At 44.0% G+C, this 19,921-nt stretch carries 15 protein-coding genes; 6 read left to right on the plus strand and 9 right to left on the minus strand.

The genetic code is table 11. The features are described 5' to 3' along the window. The first annotated feature begins 6 nt into the window (after nt 1-6). Both B147_RS0110475 and serB read left to right on the plus strand, forming a co-directional pair. Nucleotides 7-1,395, plus strand: a complete 1,389-nt coding sequence (locus B147_RS0110475) for a CCA tRNA nucleotidyltransferase (protein ID WP_020587153.1) — start codon at nt 7-9, stop codon at nt 1,393-1,395. A gap of 54 nt (nt 1,396-1,449) precedes the next feature. Further along, a complete protein-coding gene (gene serB, locus B147_RS0110480) occupies nt 1,450-2,682 on the plus strand; it encodes a phosphoserine phosphatase SerB (RefSeq protein WP_020587154.1) in 1,233 nt (410 codons plus the stop codon). A 132-nt stretch (nt 2,683-2,814) separates the two neighbouring features. Here serB and B147_RS28125 read toward each other — a convergent pair whose 3' ends face one another. The 9 genes from B147_RS28125 to nifH form a co-directional block, all read right to left on the minus strand. Beyond that, nucleotides 2,815-3,444: a gamma-glutamylcyclotransferase gene (locus B147_RS28125; RefSeq protein ID WP_020587155.1), complete on the minus strand. Its 630-nt coding sequence runs from the start codon at nt 3,442-3,444 to the stop codon at nt 2,815-2,817. Continuing rightward, complete coding sequence (locus tag B147_RS0110490; protein WP_020587156.1) at nt 3,441-4,286, minus strand: hypothetical protein; 846 nt, start codon at nt 4,284-4,286, stop codon at nt 3,441-3,443. Before B147_RS0110490 ends, B147_RS28125 begins: the two co-directional genes overlap by 4 nt. A gap of 24 nt (nt 4,287-4,310) precedes the next feature. Next, nucleotides 4,311-4,919, minus strand: coding sequence for a Fe-only nitrogenase accessory protein AnfO (anfO, locus tag B147_RS0110495; protein WP_020587157.1), 609 nt, complete (start codon nt 4,917-4,919; stop codon nt 4,311-4,313). Between the two features lie 32 nt (nt 4,920-4,951). Beyond that, nucleotides 4,952-6,313, minus strand: a complete 1,362-nt coding sequence (locus B147_RS0110500; RefSeq protein WP_020587158.1) for a nitrogenase component 1 — start codon at nt 6,311-6,313, stop codon at nt 4,952-4,954. Continuing rightward, nucleotides 6,298-7,854 (minus strand): nitrogenase component 1, encoded by a 1,557-nt coding sequence (locus B147_RS0110505; RefSeq protein ID WP_020587159.1) that lies wholly within the window; start codon nt 7,852-7,854, stop codon nt 6,298-6,300. Before B147_RS0110505 ends, B147_RS0110500 begins: the two co-directional genes overlap by 16 nt. 78 nt (nt 7,855-7,932) lie before the next feature. Further along, nucleotides 7,933-9,309: a nitrogenase component 1 gene (locus tag B147_RS0110510; RefSeq protein ID WP_020587160.1), complete on the minus strand. Its 1,377-nt coding sequence runs from the start codon at nt 9,307-9,309 to the stop codon at nt 7,933-7,935. Nucleotides 9,310-9,502: 193 nt separating this feature from the next. Next, a complete protein-coding gene (locus tag B147_RS0110515; RefSeq protein WP_020587161.1) occupies nt 9,503-9,844 on the minus strand; it encodes a Fe-only/vanadium nitrogenase subunit delta in 342 nt (113 codons plus the stop codon). Then, nucleotides 9,841-11,274 (minus strand): nitrogenase vanadium-iron protein, alpha chain, encoded by a 1,434-nt coding sequence (gene vnfD / locus B147_RS0110520; protein WP_020587162.1) that lies wholly within the window; start codon nt 11,272-11,274, stop codon nt 9,841-9,843. The genes B147_RS0110515 and vnfD overlap by 4 nt, the downstream gene beginning before the upstream one ends. A 25-nt stretch (nt 11,275-11,299) precedes the next feature. Beyond that, complete coding sequence (gene nifH, locus B147_RS0110525; protein WP_020587163.1) at nt 11,300-12,127, minus strand: nitrogenase iron protein; 828 nt, start codon at nt 12,125-12,127, stop codon at nt 11,300-11,302. Between the two features lie 849 nt (nt 12,128-12,976). Here nifH and B147_RS28130 point away from each other — a divergent pair. The 4 genes from B147_RS28130 to B147_RS29725 all read left to right on the plus strand — a co-directional run bounded on the left by B147_RS28130 (nt 12,977) and on the right by B147_RS29725 (nt 19,853). After that, complete coding sequence (locus B147_RS28130) at nt 12,977-14,158, plus strand: LeuA family protein (RefSeq protein ID WP_020587164.1); 1,182 nt, start codon at nt 12,977-12,979, stop codon at nt 14,156-14,158. After that, nucleotides 14,127-15,752 (plus strand): sigma-54 interaction domain-containing protein, encoded by a 1,626-nt coding sequence (locus B147_RS0110535; protein WP_020587165.1) that lies wholly within the window; start codon nt 14,127-14,129, stop codon nt 15,750-15,752. The genes B147_RS28130 and B147_RS0110535 overlap by 32 nt, the downstream gene beginning before the upstream one ends. A gap of 694 nt (nt 15,753-16,446) precedes the next feature. Then, on the plus strand, nt 16,447-17,562 hold the full coding sequence (locus B147_RS0110540; RefSeq protein ID WP_020587166.1) for an ABC transporter substrate-binding protein: 1,116 nt from the start codon (nt 16,447-16,449) through the stop codon (nt 17,560-17,562). 179 nt (nt 17,563-17,741) lie between these two features. Continuing rightward, nucleotides 17,742-19,853, plus strand: a complete 2,112-nt coding sequence (locus B147_RS29725; RefSeq protein WP_020587167.1) for a TonB-dependent siderophore receptor — start codon at nt 17,742-17,744, stop codon at nt 19,851-19,853. Nucleotides 19,854-19,921: the final 68 nt, after the last annotated feature.

A 19,921-nucleotide genomic window follows, 5' to 3' on the forward strand; every position in this document is an offset into this window, starting at 1 on the left:
TTAAAGATGCGTTCAGCTCCCGACATCCTGGACTCCATCCTGGCGCATCGTCCCGTTTCCACCATCCTTGAAACACTTTGGACCGGCGGCTATCAAGCCTTTCTGGCCGGCGGGGCCGTCAGGGATGCACTCCTGGGCATAGCCCCCGTGGATGTGGATATCCTTACCAATGCCTTGCCTGAAGATCTGGCCCGGCTGTTTGCCGGCCATGATCCTAAATATGTGGGAAAATCCTTTGCCGTAACCCTGGTTAACAAAGTGGAGGTGGCGACCTGCAGGCCTGCAGATAAGAAGGCTGTGGAGGCAGGCCTCGTCTTTCCGGCCACAGACCTTGGACGCCGGGATCTCACCATCAACAGCATGGCTTGGGACCCCGAAACCCGGACCCTGGCAGATCCCTTTGGCGGGCAGACGGACATTGAAAACGGAACCATTCGATTCACCCGGGATCCCTTTGACCGGATTGAAGAGGATCCCGTGCGTATGGTCCGGGCCTGCCGGTTTGCTGCCCGTTTCGGGTTCAAAATTGAGCCGGACGCCTTTGATGCCATACGTGCCCAGGCCTATAAAATTACGGTCCAGGGGGCTGCAGACCGGATTCAACGGGAAATTGTCAAGGCCATGGCCATGGACAAGCCGTCACACTTTTTTAATCTGCTTCATGATACCGGCCTTTTGGTCCACATCCTGCCAAGCCTTGACCGGTGCTACGACCTGGACGGCGGCCCCCACCACGGTGAAACCGTATTTGAGCACAACCTTCTGGTGGGGGATGCCCTGCCGGCATCCATGCCCATACTGCGGCTGGCAGGTTTTCTTCATGACACAGGGAAAAAGGATGCTTTGGAAATCAAGGAGGGCCGGAACACGTTTCCGGGACATCAGAAATGCACCCGGGCCATGATGAATGATCTTGAACGTCTGCGGTTTTCCAAAAAGGACATGGATTACATCTACGCCCTGGTCCGGGGACACATGCGGCCTTTAAAAGCTGATACCTCTGCAAAAGCGGTACGCAGACTTTTGGCCATGCTGGATGACCTGAACCTGTCCTACCAGGATTTTTTACGCATGCGCATTGCCGACAAAAAAGGCAATCTCAATCCGGTCAAAAAGCCATATTCCCTTGGGGACATCCGCCTTCGTCTGGGAAAAATCCTGGATGCCCTTAATGCGCAGACACCGTTTAATGTGAATAGCCTTGACATTACAGGCAGTGCTATTCAACAGATCCTGGACCTGCCCCAGGGCCCGGCCATTGGAAAGGTAAAAGCTTTATTATTTGAGCAGGTCCTGGATGATCCCTCCCTGAATACAAAACAGACCCTGGAAGACCTGGTCCGGAAGATGGACCGAAACACCTTTACAGATTCAAACGGCAAGGCTATAAATTAGACCCGGCACAAAGTACAAACACGTTTAAAGTACAAATACGATAGGGGATAGATTATGGGAGATATAGTTCTTATCAGCATTACGGGCAAAGACCAAAAAGGCCTCACCGCCCGGATTTCAACCATCCTTGCCCAGTATCGGGTCAGCATTCTGGATATTGGACAGGCTGTAATTCATGAACATATCTCTTTGGGCATGCTGGTGGATATTCCATGTTCCCAGGATTTTTCCCTGATGTTCAAGGATCTGATTTTTGAAGGGCATAAGATGGGACTGGCCGTGGATGTTGTGCCCGTGGATTCAAATGAATATGAAACCTGGGTCCGGACCCAGGACAAGGAGCGCAGGATTATTACGGTCATGGGCCGGGCCATTACCACAGGCCAGATTTCGGCTGTCTCCTCGGTGATTACCGATCATGATCTTAACATTGATTCCATTACCCGTATGTCCGGCCGCAGATCCCTGAAAAGACCTTTGGAACCCCCGATGGCCTGTATCCAATTCGCCGTATCCGGAACACCCAGAAGCATCCCGGATATGAAAGGCCGGTTCATTCACATTTCCCAGGATCTGGGCATTGATATATCCTTTCATGAAGACAATATCTATCGTAAAAACCGTAAACTTGTCGTGTTTGACATGGATTCCACATTGATTCAGGCCGAGGTGATTGATGAATTGGCAAAACTGGCCGGTGTGGGCGATCAGGTGGCCCAAATTACGGAATCCGCCATGCGCGGGGAAATTGATTTCAAACAGAGCTTCAGACGGCGTGTGGCCCTGCTCAAAGGGTTAAAGGAAAAGGATATCCAGGGCCTGGCCCGGACCCTGCCCCTGACCGACGGAGCCGGTCTTGTTACCCGGACCCTGAAGGGGCTGGGCTATAAGCTTGCCATCCTTTCCGGCGGTTTCACCTTTGTGGGCAATTACCTTAAAGAAATCCTGGGGTTTGATTATGTATTTGCCAATACCCTTGAAATAGAGAACGGTGAAGTCACCGGCCGGGTTAACGGCGAAATTGTGGACGGCCAGAAAAAGGCAGATCTTTTACGTGAGCTTGCAAAAAAAGAAAATCTGTCAATCCAGCAGACCATTGCCGTGGGTGACGGTGCCAATGACCTGCCCATGATTTCCATTGCCGGACTCGGTGTGGCCTTTAATGCCAAGCCCGTTGTCCGGGAAAAGGCGGCCAATACCATTTCCACCATGGGGCTGGATGGGCTTTTGTTCCTGCTGGGAATCCATGAACGTGAGATTCCTGACCCGGACCGCACCGCTGTTTGAAAAATTATATTTTGGTTTCTTTCATATAACAGCCATGGGCTGGCCTGACATGTATCAGCTGCCAGGCATAGCCCACAACAAAGCTTGAGAGATCTGAGTAACGTACCCAGACTTTCTTATAAAAACCTTTATTCAACCCTTATTTTTTTGCAATTCTGGGGTAAAGCCTGGTCCACCATGAGAGGCTCTTAAGTCTCCACATTCACCACACCCTTCATCAAGATCGAACAACAGGGATCGATCAAATTTTCCTCTGCGTGGCACCGCATATGATGCTTTTTTGTTGGAAATATTATTTAAACGTTGAATATATTCCTGGGGTATGCCGAATTGGGATGCGCCTTCCCTTATCTTATTCAGATACTCAGTACTGACCATACGCTTATCCCCAAGAATATTTTTCTTGTATAAAAGCGCATAATACGATTTGCCTGTCACTCCCACAACATCCATTGGATAATGAAAATAGGCACCCGCGCCATCCATCCTCACGTCAACCCAGGTATCCAACCTGTATGCTTCAGAAAAATTCAGCTTATAAACCACACCCCACATCTCTGTGCCGGGGGTATGAATAAATGTTTCCCGGCCGCTGTCCCATGTTGCGGTACGGCCGTAAAAATCCAATGAACAATTTTCAACATACCCGACATCAATAAATTCAGCATTGGGACAACACAGTTTCAATTGGTTGACATTCATATATAAGCCATATGCAAATATCAGACGGTATGGTCTTGACAGTTTGTCAACAGTCTTCATTTGTATCTCCCTTTATCAACCCGGGCCTTCCATTTTGAGATGTCATTTATAGATATCTTATTGCTGTCCATGGCCTCGTTGGGGACAATGTACAGATCATTCCCATAGTAAAAATAAAAATCTATTGGAAACCGCCCACAATCATTATAAATTTCGTCTTTTTCGAAATATAGAAACCCATCCTCCTGTGTAAATGTTGCATTTCCGTTGGCATACCGAAAATGCCGATTTAAATGAAGCGGAGAATGAAAAAGACGCAGATCTGCATCTTCATCATGGAAATCAACGATTTGATTAATAATATCACTATACATTGATGCCAATATGGCCTCAATATATGGTATCGGCTCAATGCTGTTAACAGAATAAAAATAGTAGGAGACAAAAGAACTGAGCAAATTTAATCCGATATCCGTTATGCGAAAAGAATAAACAGTCGGATTTGTAACCATATCAACGTGCCACAGCATTGTTGATTCGCGTTCAATTATCCCTTTTTCATGAATAAAGGCCATATGATATACGCGTAAAATTCGGTATACCTCTGAAAATAATTTTTCCATTCTGTTGTTTTTAGGCAGTGCCCTGTATTTTTCATAGCTTGTACATGGGCCCAACTCCTCATAAACAGTGCTGATGTATCCGTCCAGCATAACATAGGACCGCCAGGGATCGAATAAAAGGGAAGAATAATCAGATGTTTCGTTCTGTCTCAGAAAAGGAAGAATCTTGACCCCTCCCTGGCGTTTTGAATGGAAAGAGAGCTCCTGCACTTCCGGAACAAATAACTGTGCGGTATCCTGATTAAGGGCATAATTAAATATTGAAGCTATATTTTTCATGATTGATCTCTTGATTTTTATTTATCAGTCATTTGGTACAATCGTCACCTTCACATAGTCTTCGAATTCTTGGGTTTCAGCGGCTAGTTTAAATCCTGCCAGTTGATGTTCAAACCAAGGGGGCATATGGTCACAATAGACGGTCAGTTTATTAAATGACGTTTTTTTGAAAAAGGGGATCAATACGCTTTTTGATGTCAACCCCGTATGCGCATCAAGGACAACCCTTAAATCAATTTCAAAAATACAGTCCCTGATATCACCGATAACCATGGGCTCTACCGGAGGCTTATTCTTTCTTTCTTTCTCCTCCTGTTCCTTTTTTTCTATATAGTCAAGATACCGGGTGACGTCTCCGGATGATTTCCAGATATTAAACCCCATGCCTTCCAGTATTGCATATGGAACTCCCCGGGTTGCTCCGGCCACAAAAATCGAGCACCCGTCAAGATTTTTTGCCATTTTTCTCAGTTTGCTCCGGACCATGGCGACGCCCATATCAATACCCAGCTCTATTGTCTCTTCTTTATCAATAGACCAGCTTCCGGTACCATTATCAAAAAGAACAACCTTCCCTTCTTCATAAAAATTGGTTATATGATTTGCACCGTTCACATATGCTGCTATTTTCATCTTGTTACTCCTATAAAATTTATATATTTGCCCTATGACGCATACTGTTCCCAGGCGATATGCTTTGATCTAAGTCCGTGCTCCCAGTCATTGGCAATAACTTCCAATATGTTTAAAAAACCGGTGTAGCCGAAGAACTCGCGGTCAATATAGATGTCCCGGTTCGTGGGGTAGAAAAGATCAAAAGTAAATTGGATACCTAATTCTTCGGCAATATATTTCTCCCATGCCGATCCCAAAACGGCATCCACCTCGACGGACTTCAGCGCTTCTTTGATTTTCCAACCGTCTGCATTAAAGACAACTTTTGGGCTGATCCCCAGATCATTTAACTCTTTTTCGAGTAATGCGCGTCCATGTTTTGAATCGCCCCTGAACAACAACAACTCAGGTATCATTTCCAGCTCTTTAAAAAGCGTACGGACAAGGGGTACGCCAATGGTAAAATCAGCACTGACAGCTATTCTGCAATTGCGGTACCGGGGAATAATCATCAGTCCCCGCTTTCGCAGCAGGTCGACGACCATCTTTTCTCCCTCGTCGATTATTGCCTGTGCCTCTTCGGCATTGCCGAGATATTCACCAAGGCGTAATAAAAATTTTTTTGTATTTTCAATGCCAACAGGCAGGGGCATATCGTCAAATATCGTTTTTGTACCCCGCTTTCCAAGCTGCCGGGCAAAATCAAACCCCACATCATGATTCAAGAGAATATTGACCCCTGTTGAGCCAAATTCTCGAACTTCACTGAGTGTTGCCTTTCTGGGCAAAACAGTGCCGGCTGTCCCTCCTAAACGCTGAACAACCGTTTTCAGCCACTGGGCATCCGCCCACCATGTCGGATTGAGGCTGCCCTGGGGTACCAGGAAATTAATGACTTTTTTTCCTTCACTGTCGCATTCCGTATGATCAGGCGGCTCTTTTTCCATAAGTTTCAAAATTGTTTCCAACCCCAGATTGATACCGTTATAGGCATCGCCCCTGAATCCGCCGGCCATCACCGAAACCAGTTTTGAGTTGACCTTGCCGTCAAGACTTCTACAGACCGCCTCCAAGTCTTCTCCGATGATATCCGCAGCACAGGTGCCGACAACAAAAAGAACCTCTGTGTTATAGGCTGCATCTGCTTCAATAATTAATTTTTTCAGCTTTTCAGAGGCCCCCATAATAATATCAGATTCAAAAAGCCTGCTGCACCCAACCTTTCTCATGGTAAAATCTATTTCATGCATATCATATGCATTGGCTACGGTTGCCGAACATCCCTGGGGGGAGTGTATAACAACACCGACATCATTTATCCCGGCCAAGACCAGGGCAACCCCTTCCAGTGCGCAGGAGCTCAAAGGGTCTTTTGAGTTTTCACAATTCTGAAATTCTAATTCATGCAGCATAACCGGCCTCGCTTTCCTCCTCTAGCATACATCGTGCAATCCGGAACTTCCGATGAAAGTTTCGGCGTGAGAGACTGGGCACTTCCGAGTCCTCCTTTTTTCGGAAAAACAATTTCTTTCATAAGTTCACTTCGCGGGCGGAAGGAATATTCCAGGGCGGTCTTGATGCATTGGGCAACCTTTAACGCCCCACGGAAACCAAACCGCGGCCGGTTTAATATTGCATTGAGGTCAACAACAGGAATACAAGGAAAGCTCAGTGAGGAACCAAAATAAACAGTACTATTCTTGTCAAGATCGCCTATAAATGAAAGTAACTCTTCTTCAGTCTGCTGCATTGACTCATATTTACCAAATGAAAGTGTTCCTTTAGTAATAAGTATCTGGGGATCAAAACCTGTTTCCAGAAGATAATCAATACTGGTTTCCCTGGCCTCGGTACTCCATGGGTGAAAATTGTAAATGACCGCCCGCATCCCAAGGTCCATTTCCAGCATATGAGCAATGGCCAGGGACTTTATGGCATCATGACCTTCTATGATGGCCGTCTTGCCTTCCAGATATTTTCTTAAATCTTGAAAGTCATCTGCTATGGCAGCGTATTCCCTATCGATGAGCCGCTTGCACTCAACTTCGAGTTCAAGTTCTTTTGAACAGCCCTCAAGCCACTCGACTGTTGCCGCAATGCCATAGGGAAGAATTGTTGAATTAAGCGGTGTTTCAAATTCGTCAAGCATTGCCATACCAATGGCATACCCGATATCAAGACAAAGCGTACAGTTGACAGCAACACTTGGGGCGCGCTTTAGTTCTTCCAGAGAGCAATTTCCAGCGATAACGGCATTAATTTGTGCCCCCATGTCGGTTAACAGTCTTATAAGCTCTTTAACATCCGTATCAATTTCTGTTCTTTCCGGGCCCATCTTAGAACCAACAATGTTGACCGACCTGGACAGTTTCTTTCTCATTTCCCTGGTCGGCGGGTCCATAAATTTCACCAGCTCGCGAAATACCAGATCAAATCCACTTCTATACTCGCCGGCAAAGCCCTCGCAATGGATAGGCAAAATTTCAGCATTGATCTTCGACTGCATTTTTTCGATGATATCATCAACGTTATCACCGATAATTCCTGCGGCACAGCTGGTGGCCACAAAAATCACATCCGGGGAATATTTCGCCTCAACTTCCAATAACGCTGTTTTTAATTCCTTTTCCCCGCCGTAAACGACCTTTGTCTGATCCATTCCAGTACTTAACACCGGCTCGTAAAGAGAACCGCTGTTTCTGCAGTTTGTCAGTTTATACGCCTGCTTTACGCCATAAGCACACCCGGATGGACCATGGGTAATAACGATTGAATTTTTTACACCGCTCAGTATTTTCATCGCTGTCCAGAATTTACACGCACGGGTATGGCTGCCTTGCAGTTTGGTTGCAATTTCCCCTTTTTTTGATAAGTCATACAACTCTGATAATTTTCCCAGAAAAACAATACGATCAGAAATTTTTATATCTGTTTTTTCGTCTGTATTATTCATAAATAGTCTCCAGATTGAAGGATTACAGTTTCGCAATAGATACACATTGCGAAACTGTTTTTATTCCCGCGAAACGTTTTACCAGACGTTGAGCAACCACTCCCGGTCTTTTTTGTATTCCATATCTGTAAAAATTGTGTTTGCTATCATCTCACCTAGAAAAGTGGCTCCGGCATATCCCACAATGGGATGACGGTACAGCCCGGCCCTGTCAAATGTCGGGAAACCCACCCGTACCATGGGGATATTATTATCAATGGCAACCCATCTTCCTTTTGAGTGACCCATGATCAGATCAAGGTCGAGACGATTATTTTTGATCCTTTTTTCCAACTCCCAAAGGTCGGCGTTGGTAACAATTTCAATATCATAATCCAGTGGCATGTTCTGAAGTTCAGCAATGCGCGGGTCGTTCTCGTATTTTGAATTTTCATCACCGATCATTAGAAATACCGGCTGCAACTCGACTTCTATACAAAATTGAGCCAACCCCAGCACCATATCCGCACTGCCGTAAATGGCAACTTTCTTATTTGCAAAGAACATATGTGCCAAATCGGCCAAAGCATCAAGTGCACGCCCTCTTTCTTCAGCCAATGATTTCGGTATCGGCTTTCCGGATAATTTTGATATTTCACCGAGCAGACAATCGGTGTTTTTAATTCCGATGGGCATTGGCACAGGGCTGTGTGCAACGTCAAACTTATCTTCCAGAAATTGCCCTGTACTCAGCCCCTCATATCGCGCCATTGTTATAGTGGCCTTTGCATTGGCACTATCCTTAATGTCCTCTACAGTGGTATTGCCGTGGCTGAATGATGATTTATCAGGCATCATAGGCGAATCAAATGATTCAATATCAAAAAAGAATGTTGCGTCGACTTCCATCTCTTTAAAATAATGTTTTATCTCTTTCAGATCTCCCGGATTAAACCAGCCGGTAATCACATTAATCTTATCGCTGGCGTCACCTTTTTCGGCGATGTATCGAAATACCGCTTTTGTAGCAACATCATATCCGCTGATCTGGCTTCCGACAAAGCTGGGTGCATGTACAGGAATAAAATGGACGTTACTATCCGGATACGTTCTTTTCAGTTTGGTGACCAGGCCGTCAATGTCATCACCTATGATCTCCGTTGAACATGTCGAGATGATAGGAATAATTCTCACATGCGGATACCGTTTAATTAAGGCCTCAACGCCTTCTTCTACTCTTTTTATTGCCCCAAAAACGGCCGCATCTTCATGCACTGACGACGATCCGATATCAAAATTTTCTTTAAAATGCTGGGCAAACAGCAAGCGGACAAACATACAGCATCCCTGCCCGCCATGAACCAGAGAAATGCAGTCTTTTATACCAATACCGACATATTGCGCCCCTGCAGGCTGGCATGTAAAAACGGGATTAATTATACCAGTTCGGTTTCTTTCTTCCACTGAACATCCCATAAGAACTCCTTTTATAAGAAAGTCTGGGTAAGTTACTCAGATCTTTCAAGCTTTGTTGTGGGCTATGCCTGGCAGCTGATATGTCAGGTCAGCCCATGGCTGTTATATGAAAGTAGCAATAAGTTACTAAGTTACTTTCATGGCTTATTGTGGGTTGAGCCTGGGCGTGATAGACCCGGTCAGCCCATGGCTGTTAATAATAGGGAACATTTAATTCTTCATTTCGTGATTTTTCGACTGTGATCTCAAGCATCCGGTCCTTTACACCGGTAAAAAGGGCTTTTGCCTCTTCTTTTGTTAAGTCCTTTGACCATGAAAAGAGCCTTTTAATATCCGAAATGAAAATCTTGGCATCAGCAAACCAGCATCGATCATAATCTGTTTCCAGTACTACTTTTTCATCATTAAACAAACTGACAGCCATCTCCATGATGCCCTGAATATTTTCTTCCCGGTCCCAACTGCGGGAAACAAACTGCCAAAGACATCTTTCCTGAATATAATTAACAACCTCTTCAATTTTGTCTTTCATCATGAAGCCTCCGCGGATGGCAATTCAACAATATCCTGATTATACGAAAGATCCTGAATATCCTGTCCGGCCAGTTCCCATATTGGCGAAGTTGTCGCATTATAGATATCCCGTGCCATGTTTACAAAGCCCTCAAATCCCATATAAGGACCGTTATGATATGCATGGCCGTTGATATACGGTATGTGAAGTTTTTTCACCAAATCCCCAACCCGGGGCCCTGTAAAAATTATATCGGGCTTCACCATGTCGATGACCTCAAAGAATTCCAGCTCATTGGCATCATCAATATAAACTGTCCCGACCCTGCCGCGTGCGATAACTTTTTCAAAGTCTTCCTGGTGGCCGAACTTGCTGGACATGGCCACAACCTCAATACCAAGATCATCCTCAACAGCCCGGGTCCAATGCCACAGACGCGGTCCCCCCGTCCAGATACACATTTTTTTACCGGTTAACCGTTCCTTGTACCAGTCGAGCTTAGGTCTCCACTTGGCAGATTCTTCCGCGATTATTTCTTCGGCCTTTTTTTCCAATCCGAAGAAAGCACCGATCTTTCTTAATCCCTCTGCCGTGTAGTCAAACCCCCATGCGTCAATATCAAGTCTCGGGATACCGTATTTCTTTTTGAGTTCATTGGCGATGTAGCCCGCTGAGCGCGCACAGTTTACGACATTGAGTTTTGCGCGGTGCATACCGCATAAATCATCATAATTGGTATTGCCGGTAAAATGGGCAATGACCTGGATACCCATTCTTTCTAGGTATTCACTCAAAAGCAATGTGTCATTTTGTATATTATAGTCACCTATAAAATTTAACGTAAATTCGCTGGTGAGTTTGGGTTCATACGTCCCGACCTTGTCTTTCATCCAGCCTATATTTAATACATGATGGCCTTTTGACTGGCTTACCCCTGCAAACCCGGGACATTCGACAACAAAAATATCAACATCAGGCCGGGCAGCCATCACCTCCGCGGCAACGGCTTTAGGGTCATCACCAATCAAGGCTGTGGTACACGTTGTATACAAAAACATTCGTTTCACATCCGGCATCTCATCGAATGCTTCATTGATGCTCTTTCTCAAGATCTTTTCCGCACCAAAAATAACGTCCTTTTCTTTCAACCCCGTGGACCACACATACTTGAGCTGAAAATTATCATTGTCACTTGGGTACCGCTTGGTGTGCCATGTGTCATAAGCACATCCAACAGGGCCATGTATCATCTGTATGGCATCTTTAACCACGCCGCCGATTACCAACTTGGCGCCGCAATAACTGCATCCCCGTTCGGATAACGATCCCGGTATCGTTGCAATATTTGATAAAGGAAGATACTGGGTTGTATCTTCACCCGGCTTTTTTATATAACAATGCTTTTCCCTTTCCGGAATTGAGGCATCGCACTCAAACTTAATCAATGGCATAATATGACTCCTTTAAGTATTTGAATCAGCTCATTAATCCGTATTTAGCGACCATATGCTCCAATTCATCCATGGCCAAAGGCGTTGGAATAACAAGATTCTCATTTTCAATGATCTTGCGGGCAAGTTCTTTATATTCAGTGGCCTGATTGCAGGAGTCATCATATTCAATAACCGTCTTTTTATTAAATTCTGCCTTCTGTACGATATTATCCCGCGGTACAAAATGGATCAGTTGCGTGCCGAGCGCTTCAGTGAATTCGTCCATAAGATCAAGTTCATTATCTACGTTTCTGCTGTTGCAGATAATGCCGCCTAACCGTACACCGCTTTGTTCTGCATATTTAAGAAGCCCTTTGCAGATATTGTTTGCAGCGTAGACCGCCATCATTTCGCCGGAAGCAACGATATAAACCTCTTCAGCTTTGCCATCCCTTATGGGCATGGCAAAACCGCCACAGACAACATCACCGAGGACATCAAAGAAAACAAAATCAAGATCAGGTGTATATGCGCCTACTTCTTCCATAAGGTTAATGGCAGTGATAACCCCACGACCGGCACACCCCACACCCGGTTCCGGTCCGCCGGATTCCACACAACGAATATTTCCATAACCGGTCTTCACCACATTCTCGACCGTGACTTTGTCTTCACCTTCATCGCGAAGTGTATCCATTAATGTTTTCTGATGCATGCCACCCAGGATCAGCCGATTTGAGTCAGCCTTGGGATCACACCCATGAATAAAAATTTTACTATCATAGAAATATGCCATTGCTGCAGCGGTATTCTGCTGTGTCGTGGATTTACCAATACCACCTTTTCCATAAAATGCGACCTTGCGTGTCATGAAGACCTCCTGTGTCCTGCGTTGGTTTATTAGAAATTAATCATAAATGGCTTTAATGAACCATAAACAATTTGTATAAAATTTGCATAATGCATGTATCAGGCCACAAGTTTCAAATCCCACATTATTTGATATTGTTTTTCGTTCAAACGCCTTTAACAGGAAAAATAAGAGATTTTTGGTCACTATTTGTACACAATAAATATCATTAGTACATCGATGTCATATTTCATACAAAAAGACACAATGCAAAATATTGCGATTTATTTTTCAATCATGCACAAATGTACGTTTTAGAACATCTAAATTACGGAGAAGTTCGTAAACGAACAATTGTGCCATATTATCCATTGGCTCATAGCCCCATTCAATTAAAAACAGAGATAACCTATTGAATTCATAGAAATTAAGTTTCGGTTAATAATATATATAGGTCCATAGCAGTGCTATGAAACGAAAATGTTCAACGCGTCATCATTTAAATATTAACGGTATTTTTAGAGTTTATTAAATTATTTACAATTTTGTTGGAATGCACTGCGTAATTAAAAACCGACCCTCCTTTAAATCCGACGCAATGGATGCAGGGCTTTTTCCTGGAAGCTTTTTACAATGTTTTACACTTTGTGTTGTCACATTGAATTGTCGCCTTTTTTCAATCTATTAGGCTTAACCAATGCCCTACAATCATTTAATAGCATCATCACCTGATTATTAAATATGTCGTTTTAAACAGTCATTGGTCCGGTATATGCTACATTTTAGTGCAGGGCAGGAAATTCTTCCTATTACGTACTCCTTTCTTTTTTAATACGGGAAGGAACAATTACTTATACTGAGGTTGGAACTATGATTTACACAGATAAAAGTAATTATGATTCGCGTTGCAATCCGCTACTTCTTGATACAACGCTCAGAGACGGCGAGCAGAGTCCCGGATTGTATTTCACCCATGATGAAAAAATTGAATTGGCGCTCAATCTTGACTCACTGGGCGTTGATATTATTGAAGTGGGGACGCCAAGTATGGGAATTGAAGAACAGAATGTTTTTGAATCCCTAAAAAAACAAAATCTGGACGCAAAAATTTTAGCTTGGAACAGGCTAATAGAAAGCGACCTGTATGCAAGCCTTAACGCCGACATAGAAAATTTGCATTTTTCTGTTCCAACAAGCGCGATACATCTGAATAGTAAAATAAAAAAAGACGAATCCTGGATTTTGCATCAGATGGATAAAATAATAACAATCGCATTAAAAGAAGGGTGTACCGTATCACTTGGGGCAGAGGACTCTTCCAGGTCAGACGTTGATTTTCTGATTTCCATATTTCAGCATGCAGAAGCCTTAGGTATTACACGTATTAGATATGCGGATACCCTTGGTATTTTAACCCCTGAAAAAACAGCCAAAATTATTTCAAAGATTACCTCAAAAATTTCAATACCCATAGATTTCCACGCACACAATGATTTTGGACTTGCCACAGCAAACTCACTTGCTGCCTGGAAACATGGCGCAAAAGTAATATCCTGTTCCTTGCTGGGTTATGGAGAAAGAGCCGGAAATACAGCCCTCGAAGAATTTGTCGGTATGATGCACTTTTTAGAAAACCGCTTTGAAAAATTTAACTTGATCAAATTGAAACGTATTTGTGAAAAACTTTCTCAGTTTTCTTCACGACCGATCAACCCCTACAAACCTCTTTTTGGCCAGAATGTTTTCACTCATGAATCCGGCATCCATGTTGATGGTCTTATAAAATCAAGTCAAAATTATCAGTTTTTTCCACCAGAAGACGTTGGGGGTAAACAGTTCTTTATTGTAGGAAAGCACTCAGGAAAATCCGCACTGAGAACAATTGCACAAACATATAGTCATACAATTGATGACAACCAGGCCGATCAATTCATTCAGAATCTGCACAGGAAAATGGCCAATCAAAAAAATATAAATTCGACAACGCTATTTTTAGATTTTTTAAAGGAGGTAGTGCACAATGATTGCAGCGAAAGCGAAAATGGACGATAGAGAAGTTTTTCACGAACATCTAAACGGCCAGTATTCCATGTGCAGAGCAGAACTTTTGCCCATGCTTTTTGAGATGGGAAAGACAATCACCAATTGTGACAACCTCCAAAAAACAACCTCGCTCCTTTTAAAAATAATGAAAGACCATTTTAATGTAGAATGTGGGATCTTGACATTATATCACCAGAAAACAGGGACAATTTTTGTACATGAAAGCTTAGGCCTTACAGAAGAAGAAAAAGCAAGGGGGGTATATAATATTGGTGAAGGCATTACCGGAAAAGTTGTCGAAACAGAACAGCCAATTATTGTTCCTAAAATAAGAGAAGAGCCAAATTTTTTAGGAAGAACACACTGTCGAGAAAACGAAGAGCTGGATTATTCATTCATATGTATTCCAATATTAAGAGAAAAAAAAGTGCTCGGTACGTTAAGTATAGAAAAGGAATATACAAATCACACGCTACTGCAGCAGGATGTGGAACTTCTACTTTTTATTGCGACAGTTATAGCCCAGGCTGTAGATTTATATCTTCTTGAAACCGAAGAAAAAGATTATTGGGAAAAGGAAAATCAGCGGTTGCAGGAAGCACTTAAAAAAAAATTTCACCCTTCAAATATTATCGGAAACTCACCGCCTATGCGGGAAGTTTATTCGATGATAGAAAAAATCGCCAGAACAAAAATGACAGTACTCATTCTGGGAGAAAGCGGTGTCGGAAAAGAGCTTGTTGCAAATGCAATTCATTATAACAGCATCTGCGCAAATGGACCCTTTGTAAAATTTAATTGTGCAGCACTGCCGGAAAATATTGTTGAAAGTGAACTTTTTGGCCATGAAAAAGGTGCTTTTACCGGCGCTGATTCCCAGCGCAAAGGACGGTTCGAAGAAGCAAACGACGGAACGATTTTTCTTGATGAGGTCGGCGAGCTCACCTTGTCTATCCAGGCCAAACTTTTAAGGGTTTTGCAGGAAAAAACTTTTGAACGCATAGGCGGCAATAAAGCGATAAAAGTCAATATAAGGATTATTGCTGCAACAAACCAGGATCTGCCAACGATGGTCAAAAAAGGTACGTTTAGACAAGACCTCTTTTACCGGCTGAATGTTTTTCCCATAAGAATTCCTCCTTTGAAGGAAAGAGGCAGTGACATTATCAGTCTGTGCGACCACTTTGTACTGAAATATGCAAGTGAAAACCAAAAACAGATAAAGCGCATTTCAACGCCGGCGCTGCAGATGCTCATGACCTATTCCTGGCCGGGCAATATCCGGGAACTGGAAAATATCATCAGCCGGGCGGTAATCCTTTGTGAGGATGAGGTAATACACGGATATGACCTGCCGCCGTCACTTCAGGATGCAACACTTTCAGGAACAACTGAACGCACTGGACTGGAAAGTAAAATCGAAGCCGTAGAATATGAATTCATTATTGAAGCATTAAAGCGAACCAACGGCAATATCACAAGCGCTGCTGAAGATTTAGGGATGAGTCGGCGGATGCTGGGATTAAGAATTCAAAAATACAACATTAACTACAAACAATTCAGAAACAAACAATTTAAAATCAACCCACTCTCCTCTTTCTAATCAACTCCTCTAATCTTCTCATTTTTTTTATTTTTTAACATACTATTTTTTTTAGTATGTTAAAAAATTTACCAAATAGAGTTTGGCTCACATCACTTTTATTTAAAGCATAATCATAATACGTTTTATAATAATGTTTTCTCATTTTCTGGACCTTCTCCATATATATGGTTCGGCAATGATCCACGAAGTGACAATCGATTTCCTTTCTTAAGACTATCCTGGTTATAATTGACCAATCTATGCTTACATTCAGTGCGTCCGATAGCATAGATATATAGCATAAAATATGCCATTAAATGCCTGAAACTCAAAAAAACCTTAAACCTTTTGAAATGAAAAATTGTCACGGATGATCAAGGGGTGCGTATGATCGTCATTGCCCATGTGGAAAACATGAACTTGGCAAACGAAATACTATTTCTTTCTTAAGCATTGGAGGGAGAGGATTTTTATTCACCATCAAAAAAATTTATCCATAAATGTACTAAGTACACCCTGTTTTTGGACAACAATGAACAACCCGATAAACTAGAAAAACGACAGCACCATAGTGGCTGAACCTTTTTTAGTGCGAAACCAAATAATTTTCTTGAAGATTTTTACTACCGCTTGGTGTTGAAATTCATATTGGCGCAGTTATTGCTGATTGCTTCATAAAGTTCACAAAAAATTATCAAACAGGAGATTTTAAATGACATTAAAAAGGACGTTTAACACGATTATACTAATTGTACTGTTTCTCTTGACGGTAAATTGTTCCTGTAACGCTGAAACAATTATAATCGACATGGCCGGACGGGAGGTGCGAATACCTGCAGAAATAAATAAAGTACTTGCTGTCGGACACTGTATCCCGATCATAGCGGCCATTGCCCCGAATAAGCTCGCAAATAACTACAATCTGAGCGATCAGTCAAAAGATCTTCTTCCTGTTTCTATCACAAAAGGGAAATTGATACCGGAAAATAGGAGACGTTATTCTGAGGATGAAGTAAAAAAAATAGCCCCTGATCTAATTGTAATGGAGATAAACCCCGATTTTCCTGATCATAGCGCTGAATTTGAGAAGAAATTTAATGCACCGGTCGTCATGATCAGCCAGGATATGCATAAATACAAAGAAGCGTTTACTTTTCTTGGAGATATTCTCGACAAAAAAGAACAGGCAAAAAAACTTTCCGATTTTATAATAAATTACCTTGAACCCATCGAAAAAACAGCACAATCAATTCCTAAAGATAAAAGAGTAAGCGTCTACTATGCAGAAGGCAAAGACGGTCTGATGAGTGAACCCCAAGGCTCAAACCACATTCAGGCACTTGAATATGCAGGAGGCATCAGCGTTGCCCAGATTCCCAAGCCAAAACGCCCACCACTTGGCCCGCCACCCCAAAAAAATATGACAGGACCAGGAAAAGAGAAAAAATTACGACCGCGGCCTAACAATGTAACAATAGAACAGATTTCGAAATGGAACCCCTCTTATATTTTGGTATGGAGCCCGGGAGCAGAAGAACTTACAACCTGGAACGCCATTACGACCAATCCGGAATGGCAGACCGTCAATGCAGTAAAAGAAGGCAAGATGATACAGGTTCCATCCATTCCATACAGCTGGTTTGACAGACCTCCCGGATCAAACCGCATTATCGGAACAATATGGCTTGCCAAGCTTCTTTATCCTGATAGATATGATTTTAATTTGATCCCGATCATGCAGGAATATTTTAAGCTTTTCTACCATACCCAGCTATCAACTGAGCAGGCTGCAAATCTACTAAAGATAGCTCATCCGAATCAACAATAGACAAATTTATCAGCGCTTCATGCCCATCAAGACCCGTGGAACCTGGATGTGCCGAATGTAAACTTGAATGCAGATATACCGACCTCAAAGGGAAAAAGGAGAAGAGAAAAGTGCTGACAAAAAATATGCTAAAACAGCTTGCCGTAATTTTACTATTGATCATGATCAGCTGAGGTCAGTTGCTGGCAGCTGACACAGCCAAAAGTGACGACCCAGACGAACCTGTTGTAAAACTGGAAGAGGAGGTGGTCACAGGGGAAAGCCAGGGTCAGGCATCAGATGGCTACCGCTACAAAAGCAATGATGTGGGGGTGTTCAAAGATGTGCCCCTGTCTGAAACGCCTTTGTCCACCCAGGTGATATCGGGCGAGCTGATCGAAAACAGCGGGGCCCATAATCCCACAGACGCTTTGAAAAAATTGGCTACGGTGGCCCCTTTGATGTCCTCGGGCGGATATTCCAGCATGCACCGGGTCATGATTCGCGGGTTTAACGCCTCCGACCAGAACGATCTGAGAAACGGTCTTGTGGATAGAAGTTTTACCCTGCCGCCCATGGAAGATATTGACCGCATTGAAGTGCTCAACGGCGTGTCCGGATTTTTGTATGGGTTTTCCGCCATTGGCGGTGCTGTGAACTATGTGACCAAAAGTCCGTCCAATACATTCCTGGGGGCTTTATCCACAGGGGTATACGGTGGGGGACTCTTTTATGGCCATGCCGACCTTGGCGGCCCCATTATTAAAGATAAACTGACATATCGCTTCAACGTGTACGCCGAAGATGGGGAGACTTATATCGATGGTGCCGAGCAGGATCGGCAGCTGGTATCGGGCAGCCTGGCCTACCAGATGAATGATAGGATACGCCTGAACCTGGATTTCTACCACCAGGAACTGGACAACACGGGTTTACAGACCTATTTCAACATTGCCGATATCGGGTATCAGGTGCCTGATGCCGATTTTTTTGATGCCACAAAGCAGTATGGTGAATCCTGGACATTCAATGAGGCCTCTAAAACGGTGGTGGATTTCGGCATTCATGCGGATATTGCAGAGAATCTTGCATTCAGAGGCGCTTTTCGCATAGGAGAGATGGACCGCAAATACAGCTTTGTAGGTGCCGTACTGACAGACGCCAGCGGCAATTATACCAAAACCATGGTGAGTTCAGCCGGAAATGACGAATCTACCACGGCCGCCTATGCATTAATGGATGCCAATCTTAACACGGCCGGCATTGAGCACCAGCTGACATTCGGATATACCCACATCGGTTTTGAATTTGAACGGGGAACCAATTATGTAGACAGCCTTGGCTCCTCCAGCATCAACTCAATTTCCTGCTATGATTCCACCGGACAGGCAGTAGGCTATGACCGCCGCATGAAAAGTCAGACCCATAACCTGATCCTGGGTGACCGCATTGTTTTCAGCCCGGCGTTCAGCCTGATGGCCGGGATCAATTACTCCCAGCTGGATGTAAAATATTACGGTTTATACGACACGGACCCAAATAAGGATTCCCATGTGACCCAGGACGCCTTCATTCCCATGATAGGGGTTGTATATAAACCGATCCCTACCGTCTCTGTCTACGCTTCATACATGCAGGCTGTGGAGAATGGGGGCATCGCCAGTGCCGGCGCAGCCAACGCATACGAGGCCATGGATCCCTATGTCAGCGACCAGTATGAAGCCGGCGTCAAAGCCACTGTCTGGGGACGTCTGGACTTGGGTGCCACTGTATTCCGCATTGAAAAAACCAACCAGTATCTGGATTCCAGTGATAATGTCTACAAACAGGACGGGCTCCAGGTTCACCAGGGGTTTGAGTTCACCGCCACCGGCCGGTTGACTGACAGCCTAACGGTGATTTCCGGCTGGACGCCCATGTCTGCAGAGGTCAAAGAGGCGAACGATGCCGCTACCGAGGGCCAGACCCCGGTCAATGTTGCCGAAGACCAGGCCCGGCTCTATCTGGAATACCGTCTGCCCACCTTTTTGGGGCAGGCCCACCAGTTAACCGTTGTGGCCGGTGCCAACTACTACGGCAAACGGCCGGTGACGATCCCCAATACTTACTATCTGCCGTCGGTGACCACCTATGATGCAGGCCTTCGCTACCAGTATAAGGACAAAGTGACGGTCAACCTGAATGTGGCCAACCTGACCGATGAGTCCTACTGGTCATACTACCGCGACGGCAGTGACGGCATCACCGGCGGAGACGGCCTGCTTCTGGGCGATCCCAGAACCATATCTTTTTCCGTTAAATATATGTTCTGATGGTGCCATGCCTTGCATGTAATAGACTTATGGAGATGGGAGAAATATTTAACACCTAACCCTGAAAT

The sequence above is a fragment of the Desulfobacter curvatus DSM 3379 genome, from assembly GCF_000373985.1.
Classification (GTDB): Bacteria; Desulfobacterota; Desulfobacteria; order Desulfobacterales; family Desulfobacteraceae; genus Desulfobacter; species Desulfobacter curvatus.